The organism is Paenibacillus paridis, assembly GCF_006345825.1.
In the GTDB taxonomy this organism is placed as follows: domain Bacteria; phylum Bacillota; class Bacilli; order Paenibacillales; family Paenibacillaceae; genus Pristimantibacillus; species Pristimantibacillus paridis.
Window position 1 is genome coordinate 339577 of record NZ_VCIX01000092.1, and the last position, 24724, is coordinate 364300.

Consider the following 24724-nt stretch of genomic DNA (forward strand, 5'->3'; position numbering starts at 1 on the left):
CATCGTTAATTTAAGTTAACAGCTATCATTTATAGGGTAAACGAACAAGAAATGAACAGGTACTTCTAAAGAAATGAAAGCGTTAAAATAAATAGTAATAACGAGGAAATTGAGGAGGTTAGCGATGTTGGCGAAGGTAGAATTGCCGGGAGAAGCGTTTGGCGGGATGATTTTGAAGGCGGTTGGCCTTAAGCGCGTATTCGGTAGAGGCGCTGCCGCCGTCACCGCGTTGTCAGACGTCCATTTGGAGATACCAGCCGGATCTATGGTGGCGCTTAAGGGCAGGTCAGGCTCTGGCAAAACGACTTTGTTGAATATGCTTAGCGCGCTTGACGAGCCGACGGAGGGGCAGGTGTTTTTCCGAGATAAAGAAATTACGCGAATGCCTGGCAAAGAGAGAAGTGCTCTGAGACGCAAAGAAATTGGTCTCGTTTTTCAATCCTTTGGACTTATTCCGCTCATGAATGCTTACGAGAACGTAGAATTTGGCCTGCGCGTTGCGGGTACTTCGTTTAAAGGCAATCGCGAGGCGGCGGAACATGCATTGGAGCAGGTTGGGATGAAGGAAAGAATGAAGCACCGGCCAGCCGAGCTTTCTGGAGGAGAGCAGCAGCGCGTAGCGATTGCAAGAGCAATCGCCCACAAGCCTGTGCTGCTTATCGCGGACGAACCTACGGCAGAGCTTGATAGCCGAATGGGTATTCAAGTGATGCGGGTATTCCGTGAACTTGTTCATCGTTCCGGGATGACGGTTGTTCTGACCACCCATGACCCAGGCATTATGGAGCTTGTTGATCATGTCATTTCATTGGAGGATGGAAGAATTGTATCCCAAACGAATATCGAATAAGGAGAGCGGGCAGCTGCTTTCAGGCTTGCGCCGATTGGTAGTTGCGCTGGCAGCGATGCTGGCATTGTCTGGATGCGGCCTTCTCCCCGCAGAGCAGGCTGCGTTGCAGCCGCCGCTTGTACAGCCAGCACAGGAGCAATTGGATATCGTAGAGGCAAGCCGTGGATCGATTCAGACGTATCTTAAAGGTACGGCCCGTTTTGTTTCCTCAAGTGCGGAGAACCTGTCATTCAAGGAATCGGGAGGCCGGCTCAAAGCAATTAAGGTGAGCCTCGGCCAGGAGGTTAAAGCTGGCGATCTGCTTGTAGAGCAGGAAACGGGCGATCTTGAACTTCAAGTAAGCCTTCAGCGGCTTAGCTTGGAACGAGCGGAGCTGTTGTTCAAGCAAGCGTACCTTGACGAAGCATCCTCCACTGACTTGCGATTGCGCGAAATCGATCTTGAACGCGAGAGAATGTCGCTTCAGTCGATGGAGACGCGACTTGAAAAATCACGTCTATATGCGACCCTATCAGGAACGGTGACATTTGTGGAGACCTTGAATGCAGGGGACTTTGTGAACGCCTATCAGGAGATCGTATCGATCGCAGATACGTCCAGAATTCAGCTTACATATGTAGCTGCGGATAAGAAGGATGTACAGCCAGTTGAAACAGGCATGCCAGTTCATTTGAAATATAAGGGAAAAGCGTACACAGGGAAAGTGCTGCAATCGCCTTCTACTGTGCCGATCGGAACGGATGCTTCCAAAGCAGAGCGCAACGCTGTAACGATCTACATGAGTATGGACAAGGCCCCGGCAGGCATTCAAATCGGCGATAGCGCTGAGTTGACGATTGAGCTTCAGAAGCGCGAGAAGGCTATCATTCTGCCACGCTCGGCCATTCGTTCTTACATGGGCCGCTATTACGTGCAGGTGTCGGAAGGTGAACGGCGTAAGGAGGTCGACATAGAGGTGGGGCTGTTAACGCCGACAGAAGCCGAAATCATTAAGGGACTCGAGGAAGGTCAGAAGGTCATCTTGAATAACTAACTAACAATGAAGGCCGGGTACGGCAATGTATCCGGCGCAAGGATGGGGTGTGCGTATGGCCTTATGGACGATGATCCTTCGAAAGATGGCAAACAACAAGTGGCTGCAGTTGAACCTTTGGATCGGTCTTACCGTGTGCGTGGCTTTGTTTAGCTCCATGCCGCTTTACTCCGAAGCCATCTTGCAGCGGACGCTGCAGAAGGAGCTTCAATCGGTGCAGCTTCAGAAAGGCGTGTACCCGGGATATATTCGCATCGGCACGACAGTATCCTCGTCGTCCGTGGACGAGAAGACGATAGAGGCCATTAAGCGGGCTGACCGATTCGTGCAATCGATACCGGGGAGGGCGGAATTGGAGGCTTTATCCGCTTATCATCAACGTTTCACACAGCGCATGAAGGTATACGGAGCGGATGCTACGGACCAGGAGAAGCAGTCGCAAAAGGCGACGGGCAGCATCAAGTCGCTATCTGGACTTGAGAAGCGCGTTCGCTTGATCGACGGTGTGATGCCCGCCGTACGCACGGATGGTATTTACGAGGCTCTCGTTACGCAGAAGTTCCTCATCGCTACGAAGCGTGATCTTGGAGATGAATTGATTGCGGAAGCGCCGGACAAAAAGAAGTTTCGTGTGATCGCGGTCGGAATCCTGGAGACAGATCCGACTGCCGATCCTTATTTGCCTTACCTTTCTTCACAGGACAGCGATGGCTTTATTATTCCTTTTGATCAATTCGAGAATGATTTTATCCTCGGAGGCAAGACGAAGCTCGCGAGCCTCGATTGGCGCATGGCACTTAATTACGAGCAAATAACGATCGATTCGATTGATGCATTTGTAAAGGCCGATAAGGATATCAGGCGATACTTCCGAGGTCGAATCGGGGTTGACGAGGTCAACATCCCTGCCATATCGACAATAGGTGCCTATCAAGGCAAGCAAGAGAAGCTTGATGTGATGATGCTTTCACTTTACTCACCAGTCATGCTGATGCTCGCCTTCTATCTCTATATGGCCGCCAATCTCATTATTGAACGGCAGAAGACGGAGATTTCCGTTCTGCGCAGCAGAGGGGCAAGTCGCCTGCAAATTATGATGGCCTACACATTCGAGAGCCTGTTTCTTGGTGTTAGCGCACTTGCGGTTGGTCCTTTTCTTGGCATTCTGTTCACGAAAGTATTAGGCGCCTCGAACGGTTTTCTAGAGTTTGTTGATCGTTCAGCATTAGAGGTGAGTCTGACCAGCAGCGCTTACTTGATGTCGGGGGCAGCGGTAGTGGCTGCATTGGTTTTAACTCTCATACCGGCTTTCATGGCGACTAGAGTCAGCATCGTCAGTCATAAGCAACAGAATGCCCGCCATAACAAGATGACGTTCTGGCATAAGACCGGCCTTGACTTTATCCTCGTCGGAGTAGCCATGTATTTGCTCTATAATTTCAACAAACGGCAAGAGGATTTACAACGGTTAGGACTGGACTCGGATGCTTTCCAGCTCGATCCGCTGCTGTTTTTGATGCCTTCGCTATTCGCTCTAGGGGGTGGCTTGCTGCTGCTGCGGATCTATCCGTGGTTCATACGGTTAATCTATTGGATTGGGCGCAGATGGTGGTCGCCAGCGCTGTATAACACGCTAATTCAGATTAGCCGATCATCGGGCCAATATCAGACGATCAAGCTGTTCCTGATTATAACCGTTGCGACAGGACTCTTTAGTGCAAATGCGGCACGAACCATAAACGACAACATGGAGAGCAAGATTGAGTACGCTATTGGAGCTGATATGTCGATCATGACGCGCTGGGAAAGTGATGCACGTCCCTCAACCTATATGTCGTCAGCTTCTCAAGCATTAAGCGAACCGAAACCGCCGAGCTCGGGCCGGGTTAATTACATTGAGCCGCCGTTTCAGGCGTTCGAAGAGCTGGAAGGCATTGAGGCGAGCGCTAAAGTATTTAAGAAAGAGAATGCGCGCTTTGTCACACCTGCCAGTGGTGCAAGCGGTGCAACGACGCTCTTTGGCATTGACACGTTGAATTTTGGTCAGACGACATGGATGAAGGAGGGGCTGCTAGACTATCCCATTAACAGCTACCTGAATCTCCTTGCTCCGAATACGAAGGCAGTTCTAATCTCTCGCTCAATTGCGAAGAAGACAAAAGCAAAGCCAGGCGACACCATCAGCTTGTCCTGGGACGGTCTAGATCAGGCGCAATTCGTCATCTATGGCATTATCGACTATTGGCCAAGCTGGAATCCGCTTCCAACTAATGACATGGATAATGAAAAAGCAGTTCAACCGAACTTGATTGTTGGCCATCTCGGCACGATTCAGAAGCGACTTGCTGTAGAGCCATACGAAGTATGGCTGAAACTGAAGGAAGGCGTTCCAAGCCAATCTGTCTACGACCAGCTGGCGGAGAAGAAGCTGCGAATCATTCAGCTTCAGGACGCAACGCAAGAGCTGATTGAATCAAAAAACGATCCGTTTAGACTTGCAATCAATGGCGTGATGACGCTCGGCTTCGTTATCTCCATGCTCATCAGCTTCTTCGGCTTCCTACTGTTCTGGGTGCTCACGCTCTCAGGCAGAACGCTTCAATATGGCGTGCTTGGAGCAATGGGGATTCGGTTCGGGCAAATTATCGGCATGCTCGTAAGCGAGCAATTGCTGACTTCGGGAGCTGCGGTTGTTCTTGGCGTTTTCATCGGTAATACCATCAGCAAGCTATTCGTACCGCTCTTTGAGATGTCATTCTCAACAAAGGACCAAGTGCCTCCGTTTGAAATGGTGCAGCAGCTTAGCGACTATTTGCAGGTGTACAGCATCGTTGGCATTACACTGACCTTGGGTTTGCTTATTCTCGGCTACCGCTTGTCGAGAATCCGGATTGCACAAGCACTCAAGCTTGGGGAGGAGTAAACGATGATTAGAAGTGAAGGACTCGTCAAAATTTACAAAATGGCGGATCTTGAGGTGTTCGCTCTGCAAGGTCTGGATCTGCTGGTCGAGGCAGGCGAGCTAATGGCGATTATCGGCAATTCAGGCAGCGGAAAGTCGACGCTCCTGAACATGCTTGGGGGGCTTGACAAGCCGTCGGCCGGCAAGCTTTATGTGGACGGCAAAGACCTGCTGAAGTTCGGTGAAAAGGAACTGGTAGCCTATAAGCGCGATACGGTCGGTTTTGTATGGCAGAACAATGCGCGTAATCTCATCCCCTATTTAACAGCGCTGGCTAATGTGGAGCTTCCGATGCTGCTTCGCGGCAAGCGCAGGCGGGCGCGTGCAATGGAGCTGCTGGAGGCAGTGGGGCTTGGCCACCGAATGCAGAACAGGCTGAGCGAGCTGTCTGGCGGCGAGCAGCAACGGGTGGCGATCGCGATCGCGCTTGCTAATGATCCGAAGCTGCTGCTTGCGGACGAGCCGACAGGATCACTCGATACAAGCACATCGAATCAAGTGCTTGATTTGTTCCGAACGCTAAATCGATCGATTGGCATTACGATCGTAATTGTAACGCATGATCCGGAACTCGCACGCAAGGTGGACCGGGTTGTCCAAATTCGGGATGGCAAAACGTCAGCGGAGATGATTCGTAAAGTCTCGTACACGGATGAGCTGGCTATGCTGGATGCGGAAAGCGCCTTGCTGGAGTCGGAGAGCCACACAGAATATGCGGTGCTGGATAAAGCGGGGCGATTACAAATTCCTTCTGGTTTCCTAGACACGGAAGGATTCAAAGAAATCAACAAGGTGCGGGTGGAGATGGAGGATGGCCGCATCGTCCTCTATCCGCGTGAGGACAACACGGAAAGGTAATGAAGGAATGGAAGCTGACCATGTCATCGATCCATTCATCTTGAAGCGAATGACGTGAGGGACAACCTTCCATTGCGAAAAGTAAAAACCTCATTCCCGCTATTAGGCGAGGATGAGGTTTTTTTAAATATATGAGTGTAAAAGTTTGTTAGCGTATAAAGGACGCCGAAGGTGTTCTTTGCTTGAAATATAGGAAAGCTGTCAAGCGATAGTGTAAGCGGTTACGCAATAATGGAAAACATTTTACGATATTCGTTAGCACTTACACCGGTATACAATTTGAACTTTTTATAGAACCAATCCATCTCCGTATATCCGATCTCATTCGCGATTTCGTACACCTTCAGATCCGTATTCTCAAGCAGCAGCTTTGCTTTCTCCATACGCTGTTGCAGCAAATATTCATTGAAGGTCATATTTTCCTGATACTTGAATTTTTGACCTAAATACGAGCAATTGAAATGCAGATTGTTGGAAATTTGCTTCAAGGTAATATTTTGATGGAGCGATTCATCGACATATTCCTTGACGCGCTCAATGATATTCGGCTGAGGCTGAGCCTCGTTTTCCATAGGTGTCCATGATAGCGCTTTATTATTATTATTGATTATGCAATCAAGCTCGCCTTTGACAGTCAGAAGACATGAAGTCAGTTCGACAGAAGTAACGGGGTCCGGCAAATAATCGTTTACTTGGTAATAGAGCGCCTTTCGGGCAAGCTGGAAATCGTTGCTTCCGCCTATTAGAACCAGTGGTACACGGCTCTTTCGGCGAATGTAATCACAAAGAAACAAGGCATCATGGTGAGAGCCGTTCATGCCGACCAGGATGAGCGAAAAATAGTTTCGATCTAGAAATTCAATAGCGTCCGCAGAGCTGTTCGCGTAAGCGTCCAATTCAAATCCGATTCCATTCCACTCGGGCATACGTTGTAGCATCTCTATCGAAGATGTAGAGTCGTAGTCGACAAGCAGCACTTTATACATGATGGTTACCTCCTAATTGCATTTGCTGGATCTTATACGGCTATCGCCGTTCTTGGCTGTAAAAGATAAAGTTTCGATGTGAAATATAAGGAAAGTTAATCAATAGATGATTTACATTCTTATTGTTGTATGTTGGGAGTTCCCTGACAGGAGAACGTCTACGTTTTTATTATGTAAATTGGGGGCGATAGATACAATGTGCTTTTCTTTGCATTGCGATCACATTTTTACTTCTTGAGAAAAAACAGGTTTGCGAAGAAAGTAAATGATTTCCAAACTAGAATGTGAAGGGTAATAGATCTGATATTTAACAGGTTGTTGCTTGCCTTATGAAAGCGCTACACTTTCGGTGTAGTTCAATATGTTAAGGGGGATTCGCAATGAAGATTCGTAAATTAATGGTTTTGTTATGCGCATTCGTTCTCGTTCTTTCTGCATGCAGCAGCGGTTCGGGCAACAGCAAGAACAACGGAACAAACAGCGGCTCTAATAACGGGGCAGGCAATTCAGGGACTGAGACCACCGCTCCGGAAGGCAACGGAGAGGAAGAGTTAAAGGGCTCGCCCGAGTTAGAATTCGACATGGGCGGCAGAACGATTAAAGTCGTTTCTTGGTGGGATATGGCGATTAAGGAAGATAATCCGGACAACATCCAACGCAAGAAAAACCTTGATGAGCTGATGAAGAAGCATAACTTTAAAATGGAATATGTAGCGGTTGACTTTGGTGAATATCAACAAAAAGTAACAGCATCCCTACTAGCGGGAGAGCCGCTTGGCGATATCGTCCGTTTGGGAAGAAACTATACGATTCCAACATTGGTTAAGCAAGATTTGCTGTGGCCGCTCGACGAGTATACGAAAAACACAAAAGTGTTCAATCAGAAGGCTACGAGTGAATTTTTTAATTATGAGGGTAAAGGCTATGCGTTCACAGAAGACAATAACAACCTGATCCAAGGTATTTTCTACAATCGGACGCTCTTGAATCAGCTTGGCATCAAGGCGCTTCAAGATTATGTGAACGAGGACAATTGGAATTGGGATACTTTCGTTCAAGCAGCGAAAGAGGCCAATAAAGATACAAACAACGACGGCAAGCTGGATACATGGGGACTTGCTAATTCTCAAGTTATCGAGCATGCGATGTATTCGAACGGAGCTCATCTGACAAAAGGTAACAAACAAAATCTCGATGACCCCGCTACGCAAGAAGCATTGAACTTCTTATCGAAATTGGCAACGGAGCAAGTTTACAGACCGACGGAGGGCGGAGACTGGACGGAGCCTGGTCAGTTTTTCCGTCAAGGAAATACCCTTATGATTGCGGGCGCCATTTATGATTTGAACGGCTTTAAAACGGATATGCCGGACGCGGATATTGGCTTTGTGCCATTCCCGAAAGGTCCAAGCGAAACGGAATATCATTCCGGTGAAGGTGCTTACCAAGCACTTACGATTCCAAAGGCAGTGGAGAATCCCGAGCAGCTCATTTACATTTGGGAAAAAATCAACGATATCGATTCTGAATACGATTATCCGGGTCAGGCGTCCCTTGAAAGCAGTTTTTCAAACGAGGATGACATTAACAATGCCAAGCAAGTTGGAGCGGGCATGATCGTATTCGACCACGGCACTTACGGCGATGCCTTGAAGTTCTGGGATTTCGTAGGTGAGATCAACAGCGGCGTTTCGGTATCTACCGTTGTCGAGAAGTATAAACCAGTATTCCAAGCGGCGATTGATGCGGTATATGGTTCTTAACATGTTATAACGTGTGAGAGGCAGTCCTCATTTTAGAACTATTCTAATGGGGACTGTTGTTGAATTTAACTTCTTACTGCAGGAGGGAGAAAAGTTGAACTTCAGAAAGAAGAACTACATCGCAATTGTACTCGTTCTTACCGTTCTGGCAACTTCTATATGGGCTTTCTACCCTTCAGACTCGAAGGATAGCAGACGCGTCATGGCTATGGGTGATTTCGACGCCGTTACAGCATCAGCAGGAGAAGACAGCTATGATGCGTATTTGACTACGCATAACAACGCTGGGCGACCAGACGAGGTCATTCGAATAGAGGGCGAGAGCTTCTCGGGAACGACTGGAGAAGGGTTCGACATTGCGAACGATCTGGAAGGATTGAACGGTAAAGCGGTTGTATCAACGGAGAGTGGCTCCATTTCATGGGATGTACTGGTTAAACAAGCGGGACTGTACAACATCAGAATTCATTATTTGCCGATCGAGGGAAAAAGCTCTGCGATCGAAAGGCAGTTTGCCATTAACGGAAAAGTCCCTTTCAAGGGGGCGGATATTTTATTATTCGATCGAATTTGGGGAAATCGACAAGACGAAATTGAGCGTGACGATCGCGGCAATGAAATCAGGCCAAGGCAGGTAGAAAAACAGGCATGGCAAATCGGAATTTTCACGGATCGAAATGGATATTATGATGAGCCTTACTCCTTTTACTTTGAGAGCGGGCAGCAATCGTTTTCCTTGACGGCTTTAAGGGAACCGATGGCGATTGATTATATTGAGTTGTATCAAGAACCAGTCTTGTTTCCATATGAGGATAAGAAAAAAGAGTATGAGGCGGAAGGAATTAAGCCGGTACCGAATCAGTACATTGAAATCCAAGCGGAGGACGCGGTCGCCAAATCATCGCCTACGTTATATCCGCTGGCGGACCGGTCGAGTCCGACGGTCATTCCTTACAATGTATCCAAGCTTCGAATCAATACGATCGGCGGTACGAACTGGAAGCTTCCGGGTCAGTGGATCGAGTGGGAGTTTGAGACTGCCGAAGACGGCTTATACCAGATCGCGCTGAAGCAAAAACAGGATACGCTGCGCGGCATATACGCCACTCGAAGCTTGACGATTGACGGAGAGACTCCTTTCAAGGAAATGAAGCGTTTACGTTTTAATTTCAACATGGATTGGGAAATGAACGTACTGGGTGATGGAGAAGAACCCTATTTGTTCCACTTTTCCAAGGGAAAGCATCGCATTCGAATGGAAGTTTCACTCGGCGAAATCGCCCCGCTCATTCGAACGATTGAATCCAGCGTACTGCAGCTTAATGATATGTATCGCAAAATATTGATGATTACATCCAATAAGCCCGATCCGTTCCGTGATTATCAATTAAGCAAGCGGATACCGGATATGGTTAAGACATTCGAAGAGCAAGCCGTGATCATACAGAACGTAGCCGATTATTTAGAGAAATCGACAGGGGAACGGAGCGACAAAGTAGCTGTTCTCCATACAATGGTTGGTCAATTAAAGGAAATGATTAAAAACCCGGAAACGGTTGGCAATCGCTTAACCGCATTTAAAACGAATGTCGGGGGTTTAGGCACATGGATTCTTACGGTTCGGGAGCAACCGATTAAGCTTGATTATCTCGTTGTGTCCTCGCCGGACAAGAAGCTTCCGAAAGCGGGAGCGACGATCTTACAGAAGATCAAGCATGAGCTGGGTGCATACTTTGCTTCTTACACCGAGGACTATGACAGCATCGGCAATACGAAAAATGAACAGGACCGTAAAATTACGGTGTGGATCACTACGGGCCGGGATCAAGCGCAGGTGCTTAAGAGCTTAATCGACGATTCCTTTACGCCGGAGTCGAATATCGCGATAGATTTAAGGCTTGTACCGGGGAACATTTTGCTTCCGGCGACACTGGCCGACGAGGGGCCTGACGTTGCTATGCAAATTGGCGAGGATGTTCCCGTGAACTACGCGATGAGGGATGCGGCGACAGACCTGACTCAGTTTGCTGATTTCAACGAGGTAGCTTCGCGTTTTCATGACAGCGGACTTACGCCTTACAAGTACGATCAAGGCGTGTATGCACTGCCTGAGCAGCAGTCATTCCCCATGCTGTTTTATCGGAAGGACATTCTTGAGGAGCTAGGACTCGCGCCGCCGAAGACCTGGCAGGATATTTACAACATGATTTCTGTCCTTCAGAAGCACAATATGGAGTTTTGGCTGCCGATCGAGGCTACGAACGCAAGTCTCGTACCGAATGCGACCTTCTCCATGCTGTTATATCAGAATGGCGGCGAATTCTATCGTGATGACGATAAGAAGAGTGCGCTTGATATGGATATTTCCATGGAAATGTTCAAGAAGTGGACGCAATTTTATACAAACTACAAATTCCCGGTCCTGGCAGACTTTCCGAACCGATTCCGTACTGGCGAGATGCCAATCGGAATTGCGGATTATACAACGTATAACATGCTGACGGTGCTCGCGCCTGAGATTAAAGGGTTGTGGGAGTTTACACTCGTACCTGGTACAGAGCAAGATAACGGAACCGTTAATCATGCGGTAGCCAGTCATACGACTGGCGTTATGATGATGGAGAATGCCGATAACAAGGAAGCGTCCTGGGAATTTATGAAATGGTGGACTAGCAAGGACACGCAAATCGCTTACGGCAGAGAAATGGAAGGGTTAATGGGCGAAGCCGCACGTTATCCAACGGCTAACGTAGAGGCACTTGCAGAATTGCCTTGGCCGGTTAAGGATTACAACAATCTGTCCAGCCAGTGGGAGTGGGTTGAAGGCATACCTCAAGTGCCGGGCGGTTATTTCACCGGCCGACATCTCGACAACGCCTTCCGCAGAGTCGTCAACGCAAACGAGAACGCTAGGGAAGCGCTTAACGATTATGTGCTGTACATTAACGATGAAATTGAAATCAAGCGGAAAGAATTTAATTTACCGTAATTGTTTGGGGGTGGAGTTCAATGCAAGCCGAAACAACCAGTCAAGCCGTACCTAATCTTATCCATCCGAAGAAAAAGTCGAAGTTGTCCCATGTATGGACGGAGCTGAAGAAAAATAAGCATTATTATCTTTTGATGAGCCCGTACATGCTTATTTTCTTTACCTTTACGGTCATTCCCGTCGTATTCTCGCTCATACTTAGCTTCTTTTACTTTAACATGCTCGAATTTCCGCGGTTTGTCGGATGGCAGAACTACTCCAGATTATTTCTGAACGACGATATCTTTATGATTGCATTGAAAAACACATTCATCTTCGCAATCATTACCGGTCCGGTCAGCTATATCGCCTGCTTTTTCTTTGCATGGGTCATTAACGAGCTATCGCCCAAAATAAGGGCGGTTATGACTTTAATCTTTTATGCGCCGGCGATTTCCGGCAATGTATTTTTTATTTGGCTGATTGTATTTTCGGGAGACCGTTACGGCTATATGAACGGATTTTTGATTAAATATGGATTTATTTTGGAACCGATCCAATGGCTGACGAATGAAAAATACATTCTGATGATCGTCATGATTGTACAGCTGTGGCTCAGCTTAGGCACTAGTTTCCTTGCCTTTATCGCAGGACTGCAAACGATTGATCGGACGCTGGTAGAAGCGGGAGTCGTAGACGGAATAAAAAACCGCTGGCAGGAATTATGGTTCATCACTCTGCCTTCCATGAGGCCGCAGTTGCTGTTTGGCGCCGTTTTGCAAATTACGGGTTCTCTTGCGGTGGCTGATATTACGATCGCACTCGCAGGTTTCCCGAGCGTTAACTACGCGGCACATACGGTTGTTACCCATTTGATGGACTACGGGACGATTCGTTTCGAAATGGGTTACGCTTCGGCGATTGCGACTGTGCTGTTCGGTATTATGATCGGGACTAACAAATTGACGCAAAAATTGCTCAGAAAGGTAGGTGAGTAACGTTGGTCGTTAAAATGATGACCGCATTTCGGACGACGAAGCGTCTGAACCGTTCGTTTACGGTTAGCTTCATATTGTTCGCGTTTCTCGCCCTGTTCGGAGCGTTTATGGTGCTGCCCCTGATTTATGCAGTGAACAACGCCTTCAAGCCGCTGGACGAATTGTTTATTTTCCCACCGCGCTTTTTCGTGAATAATCCGACATTGGACAACTTTTATGATTTAGTTGCCTTGATGGGCAATTCATGGGTTCCGTTGTCGCGTTACATTGCGAATACATTGCTTATTACGCTCGTCGGAACGGTAGGACATATTTTGCTGGCTTCCGCTGCGGCGTACCCGCTCGCTAAATATCAGTTCCTCGGCTCGAAGACGCTGTTCTCGATCGTTGTTCTTTCGCTGATGTTCTCTGCTCATGTTACAGCGATTCCAAACTATATGGTGATGTCTTGGCTTGGCTGGATCAATACGCATGCGTCTATTATCGTTCCTTCGCTCGCATTTCCATTAGGCTTGTTTCTAATGAAGCAATTCATGGAGCAGCTTCCGACAGCTTTGCTGGAAGCCGCCAAGATTGATGGAGCGAGCGAGTACCGGATCTATTGGAGCATCGTGATGCCGAACGTAAAACCGGCTTGGCTCACGCTTATGATTTTGCAGTTTCCTATGCTTTGGGGAACAGACGGAGGCAGCTTCATCTATAGTGAGAACCTGAAGACGCTGCATTACGCGCTGGGTCAGATTACGCTCGGTGGTATTGCGCGCGCTGGCGTCGGAGCGGCTGTCGCGCTCATCTTGATGGTTGTTCCGATTACGCTCTTCATCATCTCGCAGAGCAGCGTCATCCAGACGATGGCGACTTCCGGGATGAAAGAGTAGAAGGGAGATTTGCACGATGTTGAAGATGAAGACCAGACTAAGAGCTTATCTCCTTGCGGCCATATGCTGCTTAATCGGCATAAGCACAGGAGGATCGCTAGCTTATGCTGCGGGCGGCGACTCTTACAACTATTCCGTCTGGGGAGATACGGTCGTATCTCCTTCCGCATACGAGGCTACGACTCTAATGACCGGCACCTCGCTGGGTATAGGCGCGTTTAAAGATCCAAGCGATCTGCATGTAACGGCGGACAATGAAATTTATATACTCGATTCCGGCAATAATCGGATAGTTGTTCTAGACAACAATTATCGTCAGAAGGCAATGATCAATAGCTTCAATAACGACGGAGCTGCCGATACGTTTCTGAATCCTCAAGGGATCTTTATAACGGAGCAGAAGCATGTGCTGATTGCCGATACGGGAAAGAAGCGAGTCGTTCATCTGGATGAACAAGGCCAGCTGGTGCAAATCGTGGAGAAGCCTGAATCCGATCTGCTGCCGGGCAACTTCGACTTTCAACCGGTGCGGGTCGTCATGGACAAAGCGCAGCGCATCTATGTCATGGCGGTAGGTGTGTTCGACGGGCTGATGGAATTTAGCGCGGAGGGCGCATTCACTTCTTACATCGGTGCGAACCGTGTCTGGGTGGATCCGGTGGAGCTGTTCTGGAAGCGGCTGTCGACGAAGGCGCAGCGCAGCCAAATGGTCATGTTCACGCCAACGGAGTTTACCAATATGGACATTAATGATGAAGGCTTCATTTACGCGACCAGCGGAGATTCGGGTGACACCATCCGCAAGCTGAACGCGCAAGGAAACGATATCTTACGAAGAACCGGTTTATACGATCCGCAGGGTGACATTAACTATATGCGTGATCTTGGTCCCTCCAGGCTTATTGATGTCGATATTACGGACAGTGAAATTTATTCGGTTCTTGACTCGAAGAGAGGCCGGATCTTCACGTATAACGGAGACGGGCAGTTCATGTACGTGTTCGGCGGCATGGGCAATCGGATCGGCGAGTTCAACACGCCTGTTGCCATTGAACGGGTTGGGGACGATTTCCTCGTTCTGGACAAAGCATTTGGTGAATTGACGTTGTTCCAGACGACGGAGTACGGCCGAACGTTGAACGAAGCCGTCAGAAGCTATTACCGAGGCGAGGAAGACAAGGCGCTTCAGCTGTATAAGCAGACGATTAATATGAACACAAATCTGGATTTCGCTTATTCCGGTATCGGCAAGGCGATTCTAAGGCAGGGCGACTATAAGGAAGCGATGCGTTACTTCAAGCAAAGCCTAGATCAACCCAATTATTCCAAGGCGTTTCTCCTTTACCGCAAAGAAGTGTTAAGAGAAAACTTCAGCACCGTGATGACGGTTGTCATCGGAATAGCCGCCGTTACCCTGATTATCAGGACTTATCGGAAGAAGCAGGCTAGAAAGAGGGGCGTTTCGTTTGAATAAAGAGTTCATTAAATTTCCGTTATATGTCATCATGCATCCCTTTAACGGTTATTGGGAGCTGAAATACGAACAGAATAAGAAGCTGAACTTGATCTTGTCGTTTGGGATTCTGCTGATGCTGATCTTGACTAACGTACTTAGCAGTCAGTACAGCGGTTTTTTAGTGAACATCTACAATCCTAAATACATGAACAGCTTAATGGAGATCACTTATGTTCTCGTGCCCGTCTTATTCTGGTGTGTAGCGAACTGGTCGCTTACAACCCTAATGGATGGTGAAGGGAAATTCGTTGATATCTTCACATCCACCTGTTTCGCACTGCTGCCATTGGTGATTATCAACTTCCCATGGATTTGGCTAAGTAATGTCATTTCTATGCAGGAGACCACGTTTTATTATTTCTTCAACAGCTTTGCTGCTCTTTGGTCGCTCTACCTTCTATTTGTTGGAAATATGACCGTTCATCAATTTACGCCAAGCAAGACCATCGTAACGATGATGCTTTCGCTGATTGCCATCGGGTTCATGGCGTTTCTCTGCTTATTGTTTTTTAGTTTGATTCAACAAATTGTTACTTTCATCACGATCTTATATCAAGAAATCACCTTGAGGAATTAGGAAAGGAGGAACGTTAGATGCGTATGGCCAGAAATGCCATCTTGTCCGCGTTTCTCGCAACCGGACTGCTGGTCGCCGGCTGCTCCAGCTCGGGTAACGCAAACCAAGCGGCAGACATGCAGCAGTTAGAGGCGTCATTCGTGCAAGGAAAGGCAATTAACGCTTCGTTTACGGATGCGCGTCTTGCTGATATGAAGGGAATCGCCGAGAATGAGCGGCTCAGGCTGTTCATCAACGAGGAGACGGGCGCCATTGCTGTGCTTAACAAAAGCGGCGGCGAAGTATGGCATAGCAATCCCCTCGAAGCGGAGGCAGATCCTATCGCGACCGGAGTGAACAAGGGTTTGCTGTCCTCGCAAATGAAAATAGATTACTATAACAGCTTTGGACAGGTCAATTCTATCAATACGTTCCTGGACAGTGTTGCGTACAAGCAGGTTAAGTACGAAACAATGGATAGCGGAGTCAAAGTAACCTATAAATTTGGTAAGGCGGAGAGAACCGCCATGGATCTGCCACTCATGTTAAGCGAGGCTCGTTTTGAGGAATTGACGGGCAAGCTTGATAAGGCAGGTCAGCGCGCCTTCCGTATTGGGTATACCAAAAATGAGGATAAGGGGATCTACACACGGAATGATCAAGCGCTGAACGGTCTTCAGCTTGATCGCGTATTCAAAGCATTCGAGGATGCCGGCTATACGCAAGAGGATTTGGAGAAGGATATGGCTGAACTGAACTTCTCGCAGGATTCGCCTGCACCGAGAATTTTCCTCGCTAGCATTGAGTATAAGCTCGAAGCGGAGAGTCTTGTAGTGAAGGTGCCGTCCAAGGAAATTCAGTCTCCTAGCGAGTATCCGGTCAGCAACGTTTCCATGCTGGGCTTCTTTGGTGCAGCGGGGAGCGAGGAGAATGGCTCGATCTTCGTTCCGGACGGCTCCGGCGCGCTCATCTCCTTCAACAATGGCAAGACGAAGTATCCTGCTTACCAGCAGTCGGTATATGGTAATGACCAGGCAATGGAGAGAGTCGAGAACGCGATTAACGAACAAACCGTCAGGCTGCCGGTATTCGGCATGATCAGGGAAGGCAACGCATTCCTTGGCATTATTGAAGAAGGAGCGCCTGTTGCGACGATCAATGCGGATATCAGCGGCAAATTGAACAGCTACAATTATGTTTATCCGACCTTCAATGTTACGAACAAAGGGGAGCTTACGCTTCAAGCGAACGGATCGGAGCGCACGCTGCCGAAGTTCCAAGAGCAGCCGATGAAAAGTGATTTTACAGTGCGTTATGTCTTCCTTACGGGCAAGTCAGCGTCGTATCAAGGCATGGCCGAGTATTATCGTCAATATTTGGAGAGCCAGGGCGGTTTGCCGGTGTCGAAGAAGGGAAGCGCGGATAGTGAGCTTCCGTTCTACGTTCAGGTGGTGGGAAGCATTTCGAAACAGAAGCATTTCGCCGGCATCCCTTACAAGACGCTTGAGCCTCTTACTACGTTCAAGCAGGCGGAGGAAATGATTAGCGAAATGCAGAAGCTCGGCATCGCTAATATTAAGCTTCGATATGCCGGCTGGTTTAACGGCGGATTCGATCATAAAGTACCCGAGGAACTATCGGTAGACAGGTCGATTGGCGGTGCCAAAGGCTTGCGCAGCTTGGCGTTGTTCGCAAAGGAGCAGGGCGTAGACCTCTATCCTGACGTCGCTATTCTGAGCGCGCACACGGATAAGGGCTTCAACGAGAAGGAGGATGCGTCGCGTTCTCTGCGAGGCGTGCCTTCGTCATTTTATCCACTTGACCTTGCTCTAGGGCGACGAGACCGCACGAAGTTTCCATCCTACGTCGTATCGCCAAGACGTGTCGGTACGTATGTGGATGCAATTTTAAAGGACATGGAAGGCTTTAAAACGGACGGGATCTCACTTCGTGATATGGCCGACAAGTTGAATAGCGATTTCCGCAAAAACAAACTAATCGACCGTACAGAGTCGGAGGGTATTTCTACTCAGGCGTTGAACAACATTCGTGAAGCCAATTTAAAAATTTTGGCCGAGGGCGGCAATGCTTACGCACTGCCTTATTTATCAGATATTACGGACGCACCTTTAACGAATAGTCGCTATAAGCTCGAGGACCAAGAGATTCCATTTTTCCAAATGGTGATTCGCGGCAATATCGATTACACGGGTTCTCCCTATAATTTGACTAGCTACACGAATGTAAGACAGTACATTCTGAAATGTCTCGAGTACGGCTCTGGTGTATATTTCGAATGGATCCACGAGCCGAATTATAAGGTTAAGGATACGGAATTCAGCAAGCTATATGCGGTCAATTATGACCAGTGGCTGGAGCAGGCTGCACATATTTATACTGAAGTGAACGGCGTACTGAGTAAAGTTCAGAATGAGCGTATCGTTGCGCACGAGAAGCTAGCCGAAGGTCTGTTCAAAACCGTCTATGCAAACGGGACGTACGTCATCGTTAACTACAATGCGACGAATATAACAGTAAACGGGATGACGATAGAGGCCGAGGGTTATGTGACGGGTGGTGAGCAATCATGAGAACGATAACGAAGCGTGTATTCCGATCAAGAACGTACAACGAGCAGAAGGCGTTGTGGGGCTTTCTTTACGTGCTGCCTTGGCTGCTTGGATTTCTATTTTTCTTTCTTATTCCTTTATTAAGTTCGCTGCAATACAGCTTCAGCTCTATTAAGGCTAATGCGAACGGGATGACAATGAAATACATTGGATTCGCGAACTATGTTGAAGCTCTCACCGTCAATACGAGCTTTAATCGAACGTTGACGGAGTCGGTGGTGAACATGGTCGTAAACGTTCCCCTTATCGTTATTTTTAGCTTGTTTCTGGCTGTGCTGCTGAATCAAAAGTTCGTCGGGAGAGCACTCGCAAGATCGATTTTTTTCCTTCCAGTTATACTGGCTTCCGGCGTCATTGCGACTTTGGAGGCATCAAGCTTAGTGCAAGCCATCAACGAACAAAATGCGAACGGTGGCGTATTTTCGAGCGGGACGTTAGAGCTGGCAAACATTATGGTGAGATCCGGAGTAAATCAAGATATTGTCTTGTACCTGATGGATGCGGTCGAGAGGATTTATCAGATCGTCAGTCAATCCGGCGTGCAAATTCTTATTTTCCTAGCGGGCATTCAGACCATCTCGCCGCAGCTGTATGAGGCTTCCAAAATCGAAGGAGCGACCGGGTATGAGGCATTTTGGAAAATTACGTTTCCGATGGTTAGTCCACTCATACTTGTAAACGTCATTTATACGATTATCGACTCCTTCTCCAGGAACAATATGACGACGCTAATCAAAGAAACCGGATTTACCACCTTTAATTTCGGGCTTAGCTCGGCGATGGCGTGGATCTACTTCCTGGTCATTATGATCATTCTATTAGTTAGTACGTACTTCATATCCAAACGGGTCTTCTACCAGGAATAGAAGGAGAGTGAGAACGTTGATATTGGCCCGATTGTTATCATTGGAGAGCTGGAAGCGAGGACTGTGGACGATCATTCGGCTTGTGCTGATCATCGGATTGTCGTTCGTTATCTTGTACCCCATTATTCAAAAGATTTCGACGGCGATTAAAGACAAGGCGGACCTATATTCGCCAATCGTCGTGTTCATTCCAGAGCACTTTACGCTCGACAATTTCAAGCAAGCGATCTCTATTATGGATTATTGGGAAACGCTATTAAATACGTTTGTGCTATCTAGCATGACGACAATCATGACCGCCGCTTCCTGTGCGTTCGCAGGTTATGCGTTCGCCAGATTAAAGTTCAAAGGAAGTAATTTGCTGTTCGGTGGCGTTATACTAACCATCTTGGTTCCGCCTACGACCATTCTCATTCCGATCTATATGAACTTGAAGGACTTTACGCTTCTAGGTTTGATCCCGTTGTTAACCGGAGGAAAGTCCTTGAATCTGCTGGATTCTTACTGGCCATTCATTCTAACTTCCCTTACAGCGAACTCGCTGAAGGCAGGGCTGTACATCTTTATCTTCCGGCAGTTTTTCCGCGGTATTCCGAAGGAGGTGGAGGAAGCGGCATACATTGATGGGGCGGGCATTGGCTCGACGTTCCTTCGCATCATGCTGCCCAATGCAATTCCGTCCATCGTTACCGTATTGCTCTTCTCCTTTGTGTGGCAGTGGAATGATAGCTTCTTCACGACAACCTATCTGACGTCGAGCAAAGTAATGTCCACGCAGTTGTCATCCCTTCCTTACAACTTGCAAATCTTGCTTGAAGGCGGCGCAACGACCAATAAAGACCCGTTTTTTATGAGCATGGTGCAGGATACCGGTATTTTACTTGCGATCTTGCCGCTCGTTATTCTGTATTTATTTGTTCAAAGGTATTTTGTCGAAAGTATCGAGCGTACCGGAATCGTCGGTTAAGGGAACTTCTGACGCATGTATAGCGCCTTGCGGGGCCAGCCACTTGGCCTGCTGCCCGCAAGGCGCTTATTGCTGCTTAGAGGTTTGGTGTGCAAACAAGCTTACGAATGAAAGTTGAAAGACGAAAGGCGGTCAAACGAAATGAGTCAAAAAAGAAACAAGCTAATATACAGCATAATAGCTGCTGTCACCTTAATCGCAGTTGTTGCTGTACTTATCTTCAATAAGTATCAAGCGGAAACCGCGAATGAAGCGGCGTTGCTTCAGACGGAAGCACCTGTGGGCAACATGAATACCGAAGATACCCAGCCTTTAAGCACTCTCGAAGCGAGTGCGGCTCCGGCTCCAACCTTGAAGCCAACTCCTACGCCAGAACCATCAGTCGAGCAGGATATTCCCTCGCTTGCGGAGACATTCGCTGATTACTTCAAGGTCGGAGCTGCCATTGAGCCGGCCCAGATGGCGGGCCTAAAGGCAGAGATGCTTAAGAAGCACGTGAATTGGCTAGTTGCGGAGAACGTGATGAAGCCCGATGCGATCCAACCTACGGAAGGCAATTTCAATTGGGGGAATACGGATCGAATCGTAGCGTTTGCGAAAGAAAACAACATGGAAGTGCGCTTCCATACCCTGCTTTGGCATAGTCAGGTTGGTGCTTGGTTCTTTAAGGATGCTGAAGGAAAGCCAATGATTGAGGAGATAGACGAGGCTAAGCGCGAAGCGAACAAGAAGCTGCTGCTGCAGCGTGTCGATACGCATGTCCGCACAATTGTCGAACGATACAAGGACGATATTCAATCATGGGACGTCGTCAATGAAGTCATAGAAACAGCCGATCCGGATGGGATGCGGGCTAGCGAATGGTATAAGATAACGGGTACAGACTTTATCGAGACGGCATTCCGAGCGGCACGCGAAGCGGGCGGAGCCGAGGCAAAACTGTACATTAATGATTACGGTACGGACAATCCGGCGAAGCGAGACCGATTGTATGAGCTTGTGAAGGAAATGCTGAACAAAGGCGTGCCGATTGATGGTGTCGGTCATCAGACGCATATTGATCTATTCGGACCGACGGTGAATTCGATTATCGAATCGATGAAGAAGTTCGCTGAGCTAGGTCTGGATAATCTCGTAACAGAGCTGGATATGAGTCTCTACGCATGGAACGATCGCAGCGATGTTGGCAGCGACATCCCGGATGACCTGCTGCAGAAGCAGGCGGATAGATATCGCGAGCTGTTTGAGGCTTTTAGAGACAATAAGGACATTCTTAGCGGCGTTGTATTTTGGGGGATTGCGGACGACCATACGTGGTTGAACAGCTTCCCGGTGACGCGTACCAACGCGCCATTCCTCTTCGACAAGCAGCTTCATGCGAAGCCGGCATTCTGGGCCGTCGTCGATCCATCTGGGCAAGTACGACCATAAACGTATAAAAAAGTACCGCCTATAATTTGCGTGGGAAACCCTATAGATAGACGGGTTGTTGCCCTAACGCATACAGGCTAGACTGGTTGGATGATGGATTAATCCAGACCTAAATAGAGGAGATAGCGATGAACAAAACGACAATAACGAATCCAGTCATCTGGGGGGACGTTCCAGATCCGAGTGTAATTCGTGTAGAATCGACCTTCTATATGATCAGCACAAGCATGCATTCCATGCCGGGCTGCCCGATTATGAAGTCCGAGAATCTGCAGGATTGGGAGCTTGTTAATTACGTATACGAGACGTTTGAGGATAATGACGCGCACAATTTGCTGGATGGTAAAGGCATTTACGGCAAAGGGTCATGGGCTGCCAGCTTACGCTATCGCGACGGCATCTTTTATGTGTGTTTCTCGAGTTTGGATATGAATCAGTTCTATGTATATACGACCGCGGATATCGAGAATGGGAAATGGAAACGTAACGTTATTCAAGGACTTCACCATGATCCGAGCATGCTGTTCGACGACGATGGCCGTGTGTTTGTCTTCCATGGCAATGGCGATATTCGAATTACAGAGCTGTCAGAGAATGCAACTGCTCTAAAGCCTGACGGTATCAATCAGTTGCTGCTCGAGACCGAACGAGAAGGGATTATGCTTCGTGCCGAGGGCTGCCATGCCTACAAAATCAATGGTTATTATTATTTATTTTTCATCGATTGGCCAAATGCAGGCAATAAGCGCCGCAGACAGCTATGCTATCGTTCACGTGATCTGCTTGGTCCATACGAGCGCAAGCTAGTACTCGATGATCAAATGGATTATCGGAACAATGGCATCGCACAAGGTGGCATTTTTGATACGTCAGAAGGGGATTGGTATGCGGTACTGTTCCAGGATCACGGGGCCGTTGGCCGTATTCCATGCGTTCTGCCGGTCATTTGGGATAATGACTGGCCAGTTTTGGGGCAACAAGGCAAAGTGCCGAAGACGTTTGAAGTGAAGCTCCCCAGCTCGGAGTTAAAGCCGCTTGTCATCAGTGATGAGTTCGATTATGGGGAGAACCGCCTAGCGCTTCATTGGCAATGGAATCATAATCCCGACCATAGTAAATGGTCGGTCACGGAGCGACCGGGCTGCTTGCGCCTAACGACGGGACCTACCACGAATAGCGTAGAATTTGCCCGCAATACGTTAACACAACGTACTGTAGGTCCGGCATGTGTCGGTACAACGGTTATGGACATCAAGGCTATGAAACGAGGTGACCGTGCAGGATTGGTCTTGCTGCAATATGCTTTCGGCTCCGTCGGTATTCAGGTCGACGACAATGACAACCGTTACGTTGCCATGTGCGTCAATGGCAGAGTGGACGGCGGTCAAGGGGAAATCACAGTTGAACGCGTAAAATATGAGGGTGACCAAGTCTACTTGCAAATAGAGTGTCAGTTCGATAATGGCGATCGCGAGGATATTGCCTGCTTCCGCTATTCATCGGACGGCGTGAATTGGCATGCAATCGGCGATCCGTTTCGTATGCAATACAGGCTCGAGCATTTTATGGGCTACCGATTCGGGCTGTTCAATTACGCCATGAAGCAAGCTGGCGGTTTCGTTGATTTCGATTACTTCCGCTATGTGAATCTGATTTAATTATTTACGCAACAATAAGGTTCCTCTGGACGGGAACGGGTGGCCAGTATCCGGAAGCACCGCATATTTATCGTTTCGGAAGCTGGTATTACTTGATGATTGCCGAAGGCGGCACCGAATACGGCCATATGGAAACGATCGCTAGATACGAACGTCCGTATGGACCTTTCGTAAGCTGTCCGCACCATCCGATCTTAACCCATCGCAGCCAGTCGAAGACCATTCATGCAATGGGACATGCAACTCGTTCAAACGCCGGATGGGGAATGGTGGGCTGTATTTCTCGGCATCAGGCCGCATGGATATCCGAATAAACACTATCTCGGCAGAGAGACATTTCTTTCTCCCGTCACATGGACGGAAGAGAGGTGGCCGCTTAAATAGAAGCCCTTCGAGCCTACGGTAAAACCGGGCAGAAGGGCTTTTATGAAGTAGGGTTATTATTACTACAGAAGTATAGGAGTAACAAGGTATTCTTAGCGTATAGTTAGTTGAAATTGACTATTGTACATAGCCGAACCCCAATATCGTAAATCGTTTGCTCTCATGTTCTGCAGCCATCCTGATTTCCACTGTATGCGCTCTCGATTGCTGCTCCTGATACAAAATAAGGGCGTGGCAACGTGTCCACTTGACGGTTTGAGACTCCGCTACCTTTACAAGCTTTCCGTCAACCCAAATATCAGCGTTACCGAAATCGTTGCTACCGGAATTTTTGAAAATGAGAATCAGGCTTTTGCAGTGAATCGAAATGGTGAAGCTGTCGCTGCCGGATTCGGATGTATGCATCCAGTTGTTGGGGAATTGGGCTGTGCCATAGGGTTGATCGTCCAGCTCTGCCAGTTGAAGTTCGGTGTCGGACGCGTAGAAGCTACCTTCCGTAATCTTTGCTATACTAGAGCCATTGACCCTATCCAGCAAACGAACGTCGGCGAAATCGTTGCCGAGCACCGGCGGTTTGTTGAGGGCGATATCCTCTTGATTCAGTGCGCATCGATCAGTCTCCTTGAATAGCCAACTGAGGCAGTCGGCCATAACGCGGTGTCCCGCATTGGTTGGATGATAGATATCGCTAAAAAATTGCGACTTGGAAATGACATTGCCTTCATCCTTTGACTTTGAAAATTGGTTAGACACCGCATCCTTTACGCTCACCATGGGAAGTTCATAATGCCAGCCGACGGGAGAAAGTCGATCCTGCAGATTCCAATCGTTTTCGAATACGCTGAACAGCAGTATGACGGCAGGTGCATTGGCGGCATTTAAAATTTTGAGTACAAGACTTTCGTAGCAAATGCCTTTTGTCTCGTCGTCGGCGTCATTGACGGCAAACTCCACGACGACGATGTCAGGCTGAACCGTTCCGTTTCTAAGGACATCCCGCTCATAGCGAATCATGCCCAGTTCAGAAGGCGTGCCTCCTAAGCCAGCTTTAATAAAGTGAATCTGATTTCCTCCGTTTTTACCATACATTTCTTTGAAAGCGGTAAATGTTTGATAGGCGTAACAGGACGTATGGAGCGGTTCTGCTCCGGCTCCATGAGTAATGGAGCCGCCTATGAAAGCAAGCGTAATCTTATCGCCTCTCTTGGCCTTTTCCATGGCGGCTTTCAATCGCTTATTGTTTCCCTTGTCGAGCAGCGATTGGGTGATCATTTGGTGATAAGATTCCGAGTTCATCTCAACGCCTTTCTCGGTAGCGTCTAAGGATAGATCGTCTGTCATCGTTATTCCCCTTTCTTAGGCTCAATTTGTCTATCTTAGTACAAACCGGCCGAACAGCAAACCTGTCAAAGCATAGTTA

The 24724-nt window shown here is 48.1% G+C and carries 17 protein-coding genes and 1 pseudogene; 16 read left to right on the plus strand and 2 right to left on the minus strand.

All coding sequences use genetic code 11. From position 1 onward, the window contains the following. Window positions 1–124: 124 nt before the first annotated feature. From FJQ58_RS23500 to FJQ58_RS23515, 4 genes are read left to right on the plus strand one after another with little or no spacing between them, the layout of a single operon-like run. Window positions 125–850 carry an ABC transporter ATP-binding protein gene (locus FJQ58_RS23500; RefSeq protein WP_202915318.1) on the plus strand — a complete coding sequence of 242 codons (726 nt, stop codon included), beginning with the start codon at window positions 125–127 and terminating at the stop codon, window positions 848–850. After that, window positions 798–1883: an efflux RND transporter periplasmic adaptor subunit gene (locus FJQ58_RS23505; protein WP_238404295.1), complete on the plus strand. Its 1086-nt coding sequence runs from the start codon at window positions 798–800 to the stop codon at window positions 1881–1883. The genes FJQ58_RS23500 and FJQ58_RS23505 overlap by 53 nt, the downstream gene beginning before the upstream one ends. A gap of 55 nt (window positions 1884–1938) precedes the next feature. Then, entirely contained in the window at window positions 1939–4806 is a 2868-nt protein-coding gene (locus FJQ58_RS23510; protein ID WP_139997247.1) for an ABC transporter permease, read from the plus strand. Window positions 4807–4809: 3 nt separating this feature from the next. Further along, entirely contained in the window at window positions 4810–5703 is an 894-nt protein-coding gene (locus FJQ58_RS23515) for an ABC transporter ATP-binding protein (RefSeq protein WP_139997248.1), read from the plus strand. A 221-nt stretch (window positions 5704–5924) separates the two neighbouring features. On the opposite strand, the gene FJQ58_RS23520 is transcribed toward FJQ58_RS23515, so the two are convergent. Next, window positions 5925–6689, minus strand: a complete 765-nt coding sequence (locus FJQ58_RS23520; protein ID WP_139997249.1) for a response regulator transcription factor — start codon at window positions 6687–6689, stop codon at window positions 5925–5927. Window positions 6690–7069: 380 nt separating this feature from the next. On the opposite strand from FJQ58_RS23520, the gene FJQ58_RS23525 reads away from it, so the two are divergent. The 12 genes and pseudogenes from FJQ58_RS23525 to FJQ58_RS23580 form a co-directional block, all read left to right on the plus strand. Continuing rightward, window positions 7070–8452, plus strand: a complete 1383-nt coding sequence (locus FJQ58_RS23525; RefSeq protein WP_139997250.1) for an ABC transporter substrate-binding protein — start codon at window positions 7070–7072, stop codon at window positions 8450–8452. A 94-nt stretch (window positions 8453–8546) separates the two neighbouring features. After that, window positions 8547–11441, plus strand: a complete 2895-nt coding sequence (locus tag FJQ58_RS23530) for an extracellular solute-binding protein (RefSeq protein WP_139997251.1) — start codon at window positions 8547–8549, stop codon at window positions 11439–11441. A 20-nt stretch (window positions 11442–11461) separates the two neighbouring features. Further along, the gene (locus tag FJQ58_RS23535; RefSeq protein ID WP_139997252.1) at window positions 11462–12418 is read left to right on the plus strand and encodes a carbohydrate ABC transporter permease; all 957 of its coding nucleotides are present in this window, start codon (window positions 11462–11464) and stop codon (window positions 12416–12418) included. Window positions 12419–12432: 14 nt separating this feature from the next. After that, window positions 12433–13296, plus strand: coding sequence for a carbohydrate ABC transporter permease (locus FJQ58_RS23540; protein WP_140000008.1), 864 nt, complete (start codon window positions 12433–12435; stop codon window positions 13294–13296). A gap of 16 nt (window positions 13297–13312) precedes the next feature. Further along, window positions 13313–14770: a hypothetical protein gene (locus tag FJQ58_RS23545; protein WP_139997253.1), complete on the plus strand. Its 1458-nt coding sequence runs from the start codon at window positions 13313–13315 to the stop codon at window positions 14768–14770. Beyond that, window positions 14763–15389 carry a Yip1 family protein gene (locus FJQ58_RS23550; protein ID WP_139997254.1) on the plus strand — a complete coding sequence of 209 codons (627 nt, stop codon included), beginning with the start codon at window positions 14763–14765 and terminating at the stop codon, window positions 15387–15389. Before FJQ58_RS23545 ends, FJQ58_RS23550 begins: the two co-directional genes overlap by 8 nt. A 17-nt stretch (window positions 15390–15406) precedes the next feature. Then, the gene (locus tag FJQ58_RS23555) at window positions 15407–17959 is read left to right on the plus strand and encodes a DUF5696 domain-containing protein (protein ID WP_139997255.1); all 2553 of its coding nucleotides are present in this window, start codon (window positions 15407–15409) and stop codon (window positions 17957–17959) included. Beyond that, window positions 17956–18864, plus strand: coding sequence for a carbohydrate ABC transporter permease (locus tag FJQ58_RS23560; RefSeq protein ID WP_139997256.1), 909 nt, complete (start codon window positions 17956–17958; stop codon window positions 18862–18864). Before FJQ58_RS23555 ends, FJQ58_RS23560 begins: the two co-directional genes overlap by 4 nt. A 16-nt stretch (window positions 18865–18880) precedes the next feature. Continuing rightward, entirely contained in the window at window positions 18881–19831 is a 951-nt protein-coding gene (locus FJQ58_RS23565) for a carbohydrate ABC transporter permease (RefSeq protein WP_139997257.1), read from the plus strand. A gap of 141 nt (window positions 19832–19972) precedes the next feature. Further along, window positions 19973–21262 carry an endo-1,4-beta-xylanase gene (locus FJQ58_RS23570; RefSeq protein ID WP_139997258.1) on the plus strand — a complete coding sequence of 430 codons (1290 nt, stop codon included), beginning with the start codon at window positions 19973–19975 and terminating at the stop codon, window positions 21260–21262. 128 nt (window positions 21263–21390) lie between these two features. Further along, window positions 21391–22920 carry a glycoside hydrolase family 43 protein gene (locus FJQ58_RS23575; protein WP_139997259.1) on the plus strand — a complete coding sequence of 510 codons (1530 nt, stop codon included), beginning with the start codon at window positions 21391–21393 and terminating at the stop codon, window positions 22918–22920. Window positions 22921–22934: 14 nt separating this feature from the next. Further along, window positions 22935–23298, plus strand: a pseudogene (locus FJQ58_RS23580) (family 43 glycosylhydrolase); the annotation flags it as partial. A 123-nt stretch (window positions 23299–23421) separates the two neighbouring features. Here FJQ58_RS23580 and FJQ58_RS23585 read toward each other — a convergent pair. Then, window positions 23422–24645, minus strand: a complete 1224-nt coding sequence (locus FJQ58_RS23585; RefSeq protein WP_139997260.1) for a GDSL-type esterase/lipase family protein — start codon at window positions 24643–24645, stop codon at window positions 23422–23424. Between the last annotated feature and the right edge of the window lie 79 nt (window positions 24646–24724).

Excerpts from the sequence above, each read along its gene's own strand:
- FJQ58_RS23505 (WP_238404295.1), top strand. The coding sequence starts at position 798 with ATGTCATTTCATTGGAGGATGGAAGAATTGTATCCCAAACGAATATCG.
- FJQ58_RS23585 (WP_139997260.1), bottom strand. The coding sequence starts at position 24,645 with ATGACAGACGATCTATCCTTAGACGCTACCGAGAAAGGCGTTGAGATG.
- FJQ58_RS23575 (WP_139997259.1), top strand. The coding sequence starts at position 21,391 with ATGAACAAAACGACAATAACGAATCCAGTCATCTGGGGGGACGTTCCA.
- FJQ58_RS23525 (WP_139997250.1), top strand. The coding sequence starts at position 7,070 with ATGAAGATTCGTAAATTAATGGTTTTGTTATGCGCATTCGTTCTCGTT.
- FJQ58_RS23515 (WP_139997248.1), top strand. The coding sequence starts at position 4,810 with ATGATTAGAAGTGAAGGACTCGTCAAAATTTACAAAATGGCGGATCTT.
- FJQ58_RS23540 (WP_140000008.1), top strand. The coding sequence starts at position 12,433 with ATGATGACCGCATTTCGGACGACGAAGCGTCTGAACCGTTCGTTTACG.
- FJQ58_RS23570 (WP_139997258.1), top strand. The coding sequence starts at position 19,973 with ATGAGTCAAAAAAGAAACAAGCTAATATACAGCATAATAGCTGCTGTC.
- FJQ58_RS23520 (WP_139997249.1), bottom strand. The coding sequence starts at position 6,689 with ATGTATAAAGTGCTGCTTGTCGACTACGACTCTACATCTTCGATAGAG.
- FJQ58_RS23535 (WP_139997252.1), top strand. The coding sequence starts at position 11,462 with ATGCAAGCCGAAACAACCAGTCAAGCCGTACCTAATCTTATCCATCCG.
- FJQ58_RS23510 (WP_139997247.1), top strand. The coding sequence starts at position 1,939 with ATGGCCTTATGGACGATGATCCTTCGAAAGATGGCAAACAACAAGTGG.
- FJQ58_RS23555 (WP_139997255.1), top strand. The coding sequence starts at position 15,407 with ATGCGTATGGCCAGAAATGCCATCTTGTCCGCGTTTCTCGCAACCGGA.
- FJQ58_RS23500 (WP_202915318.1), top strand. The coding sequence starts at position 125 with ATGTTGGCGAAGGTAGAATTGCCGGGAGAAGCGTTTGGCGGGATGATT.
- FJQ58_RS23545 (WP_139997253.1), top strand. The coding sequence starts at position 13,313 with ATGTTGAAGATGAAGACCAGACTAAGAGCTTATCTCCTTGCGGCCATA.
- FJQ58_RS23560 (WP_139997256.1), top strand. The coding sequence starts at position 17,956 with ATGAGAACGATAACGAAGCGTGTATTCCGATCAAGAACGTACAACGAG.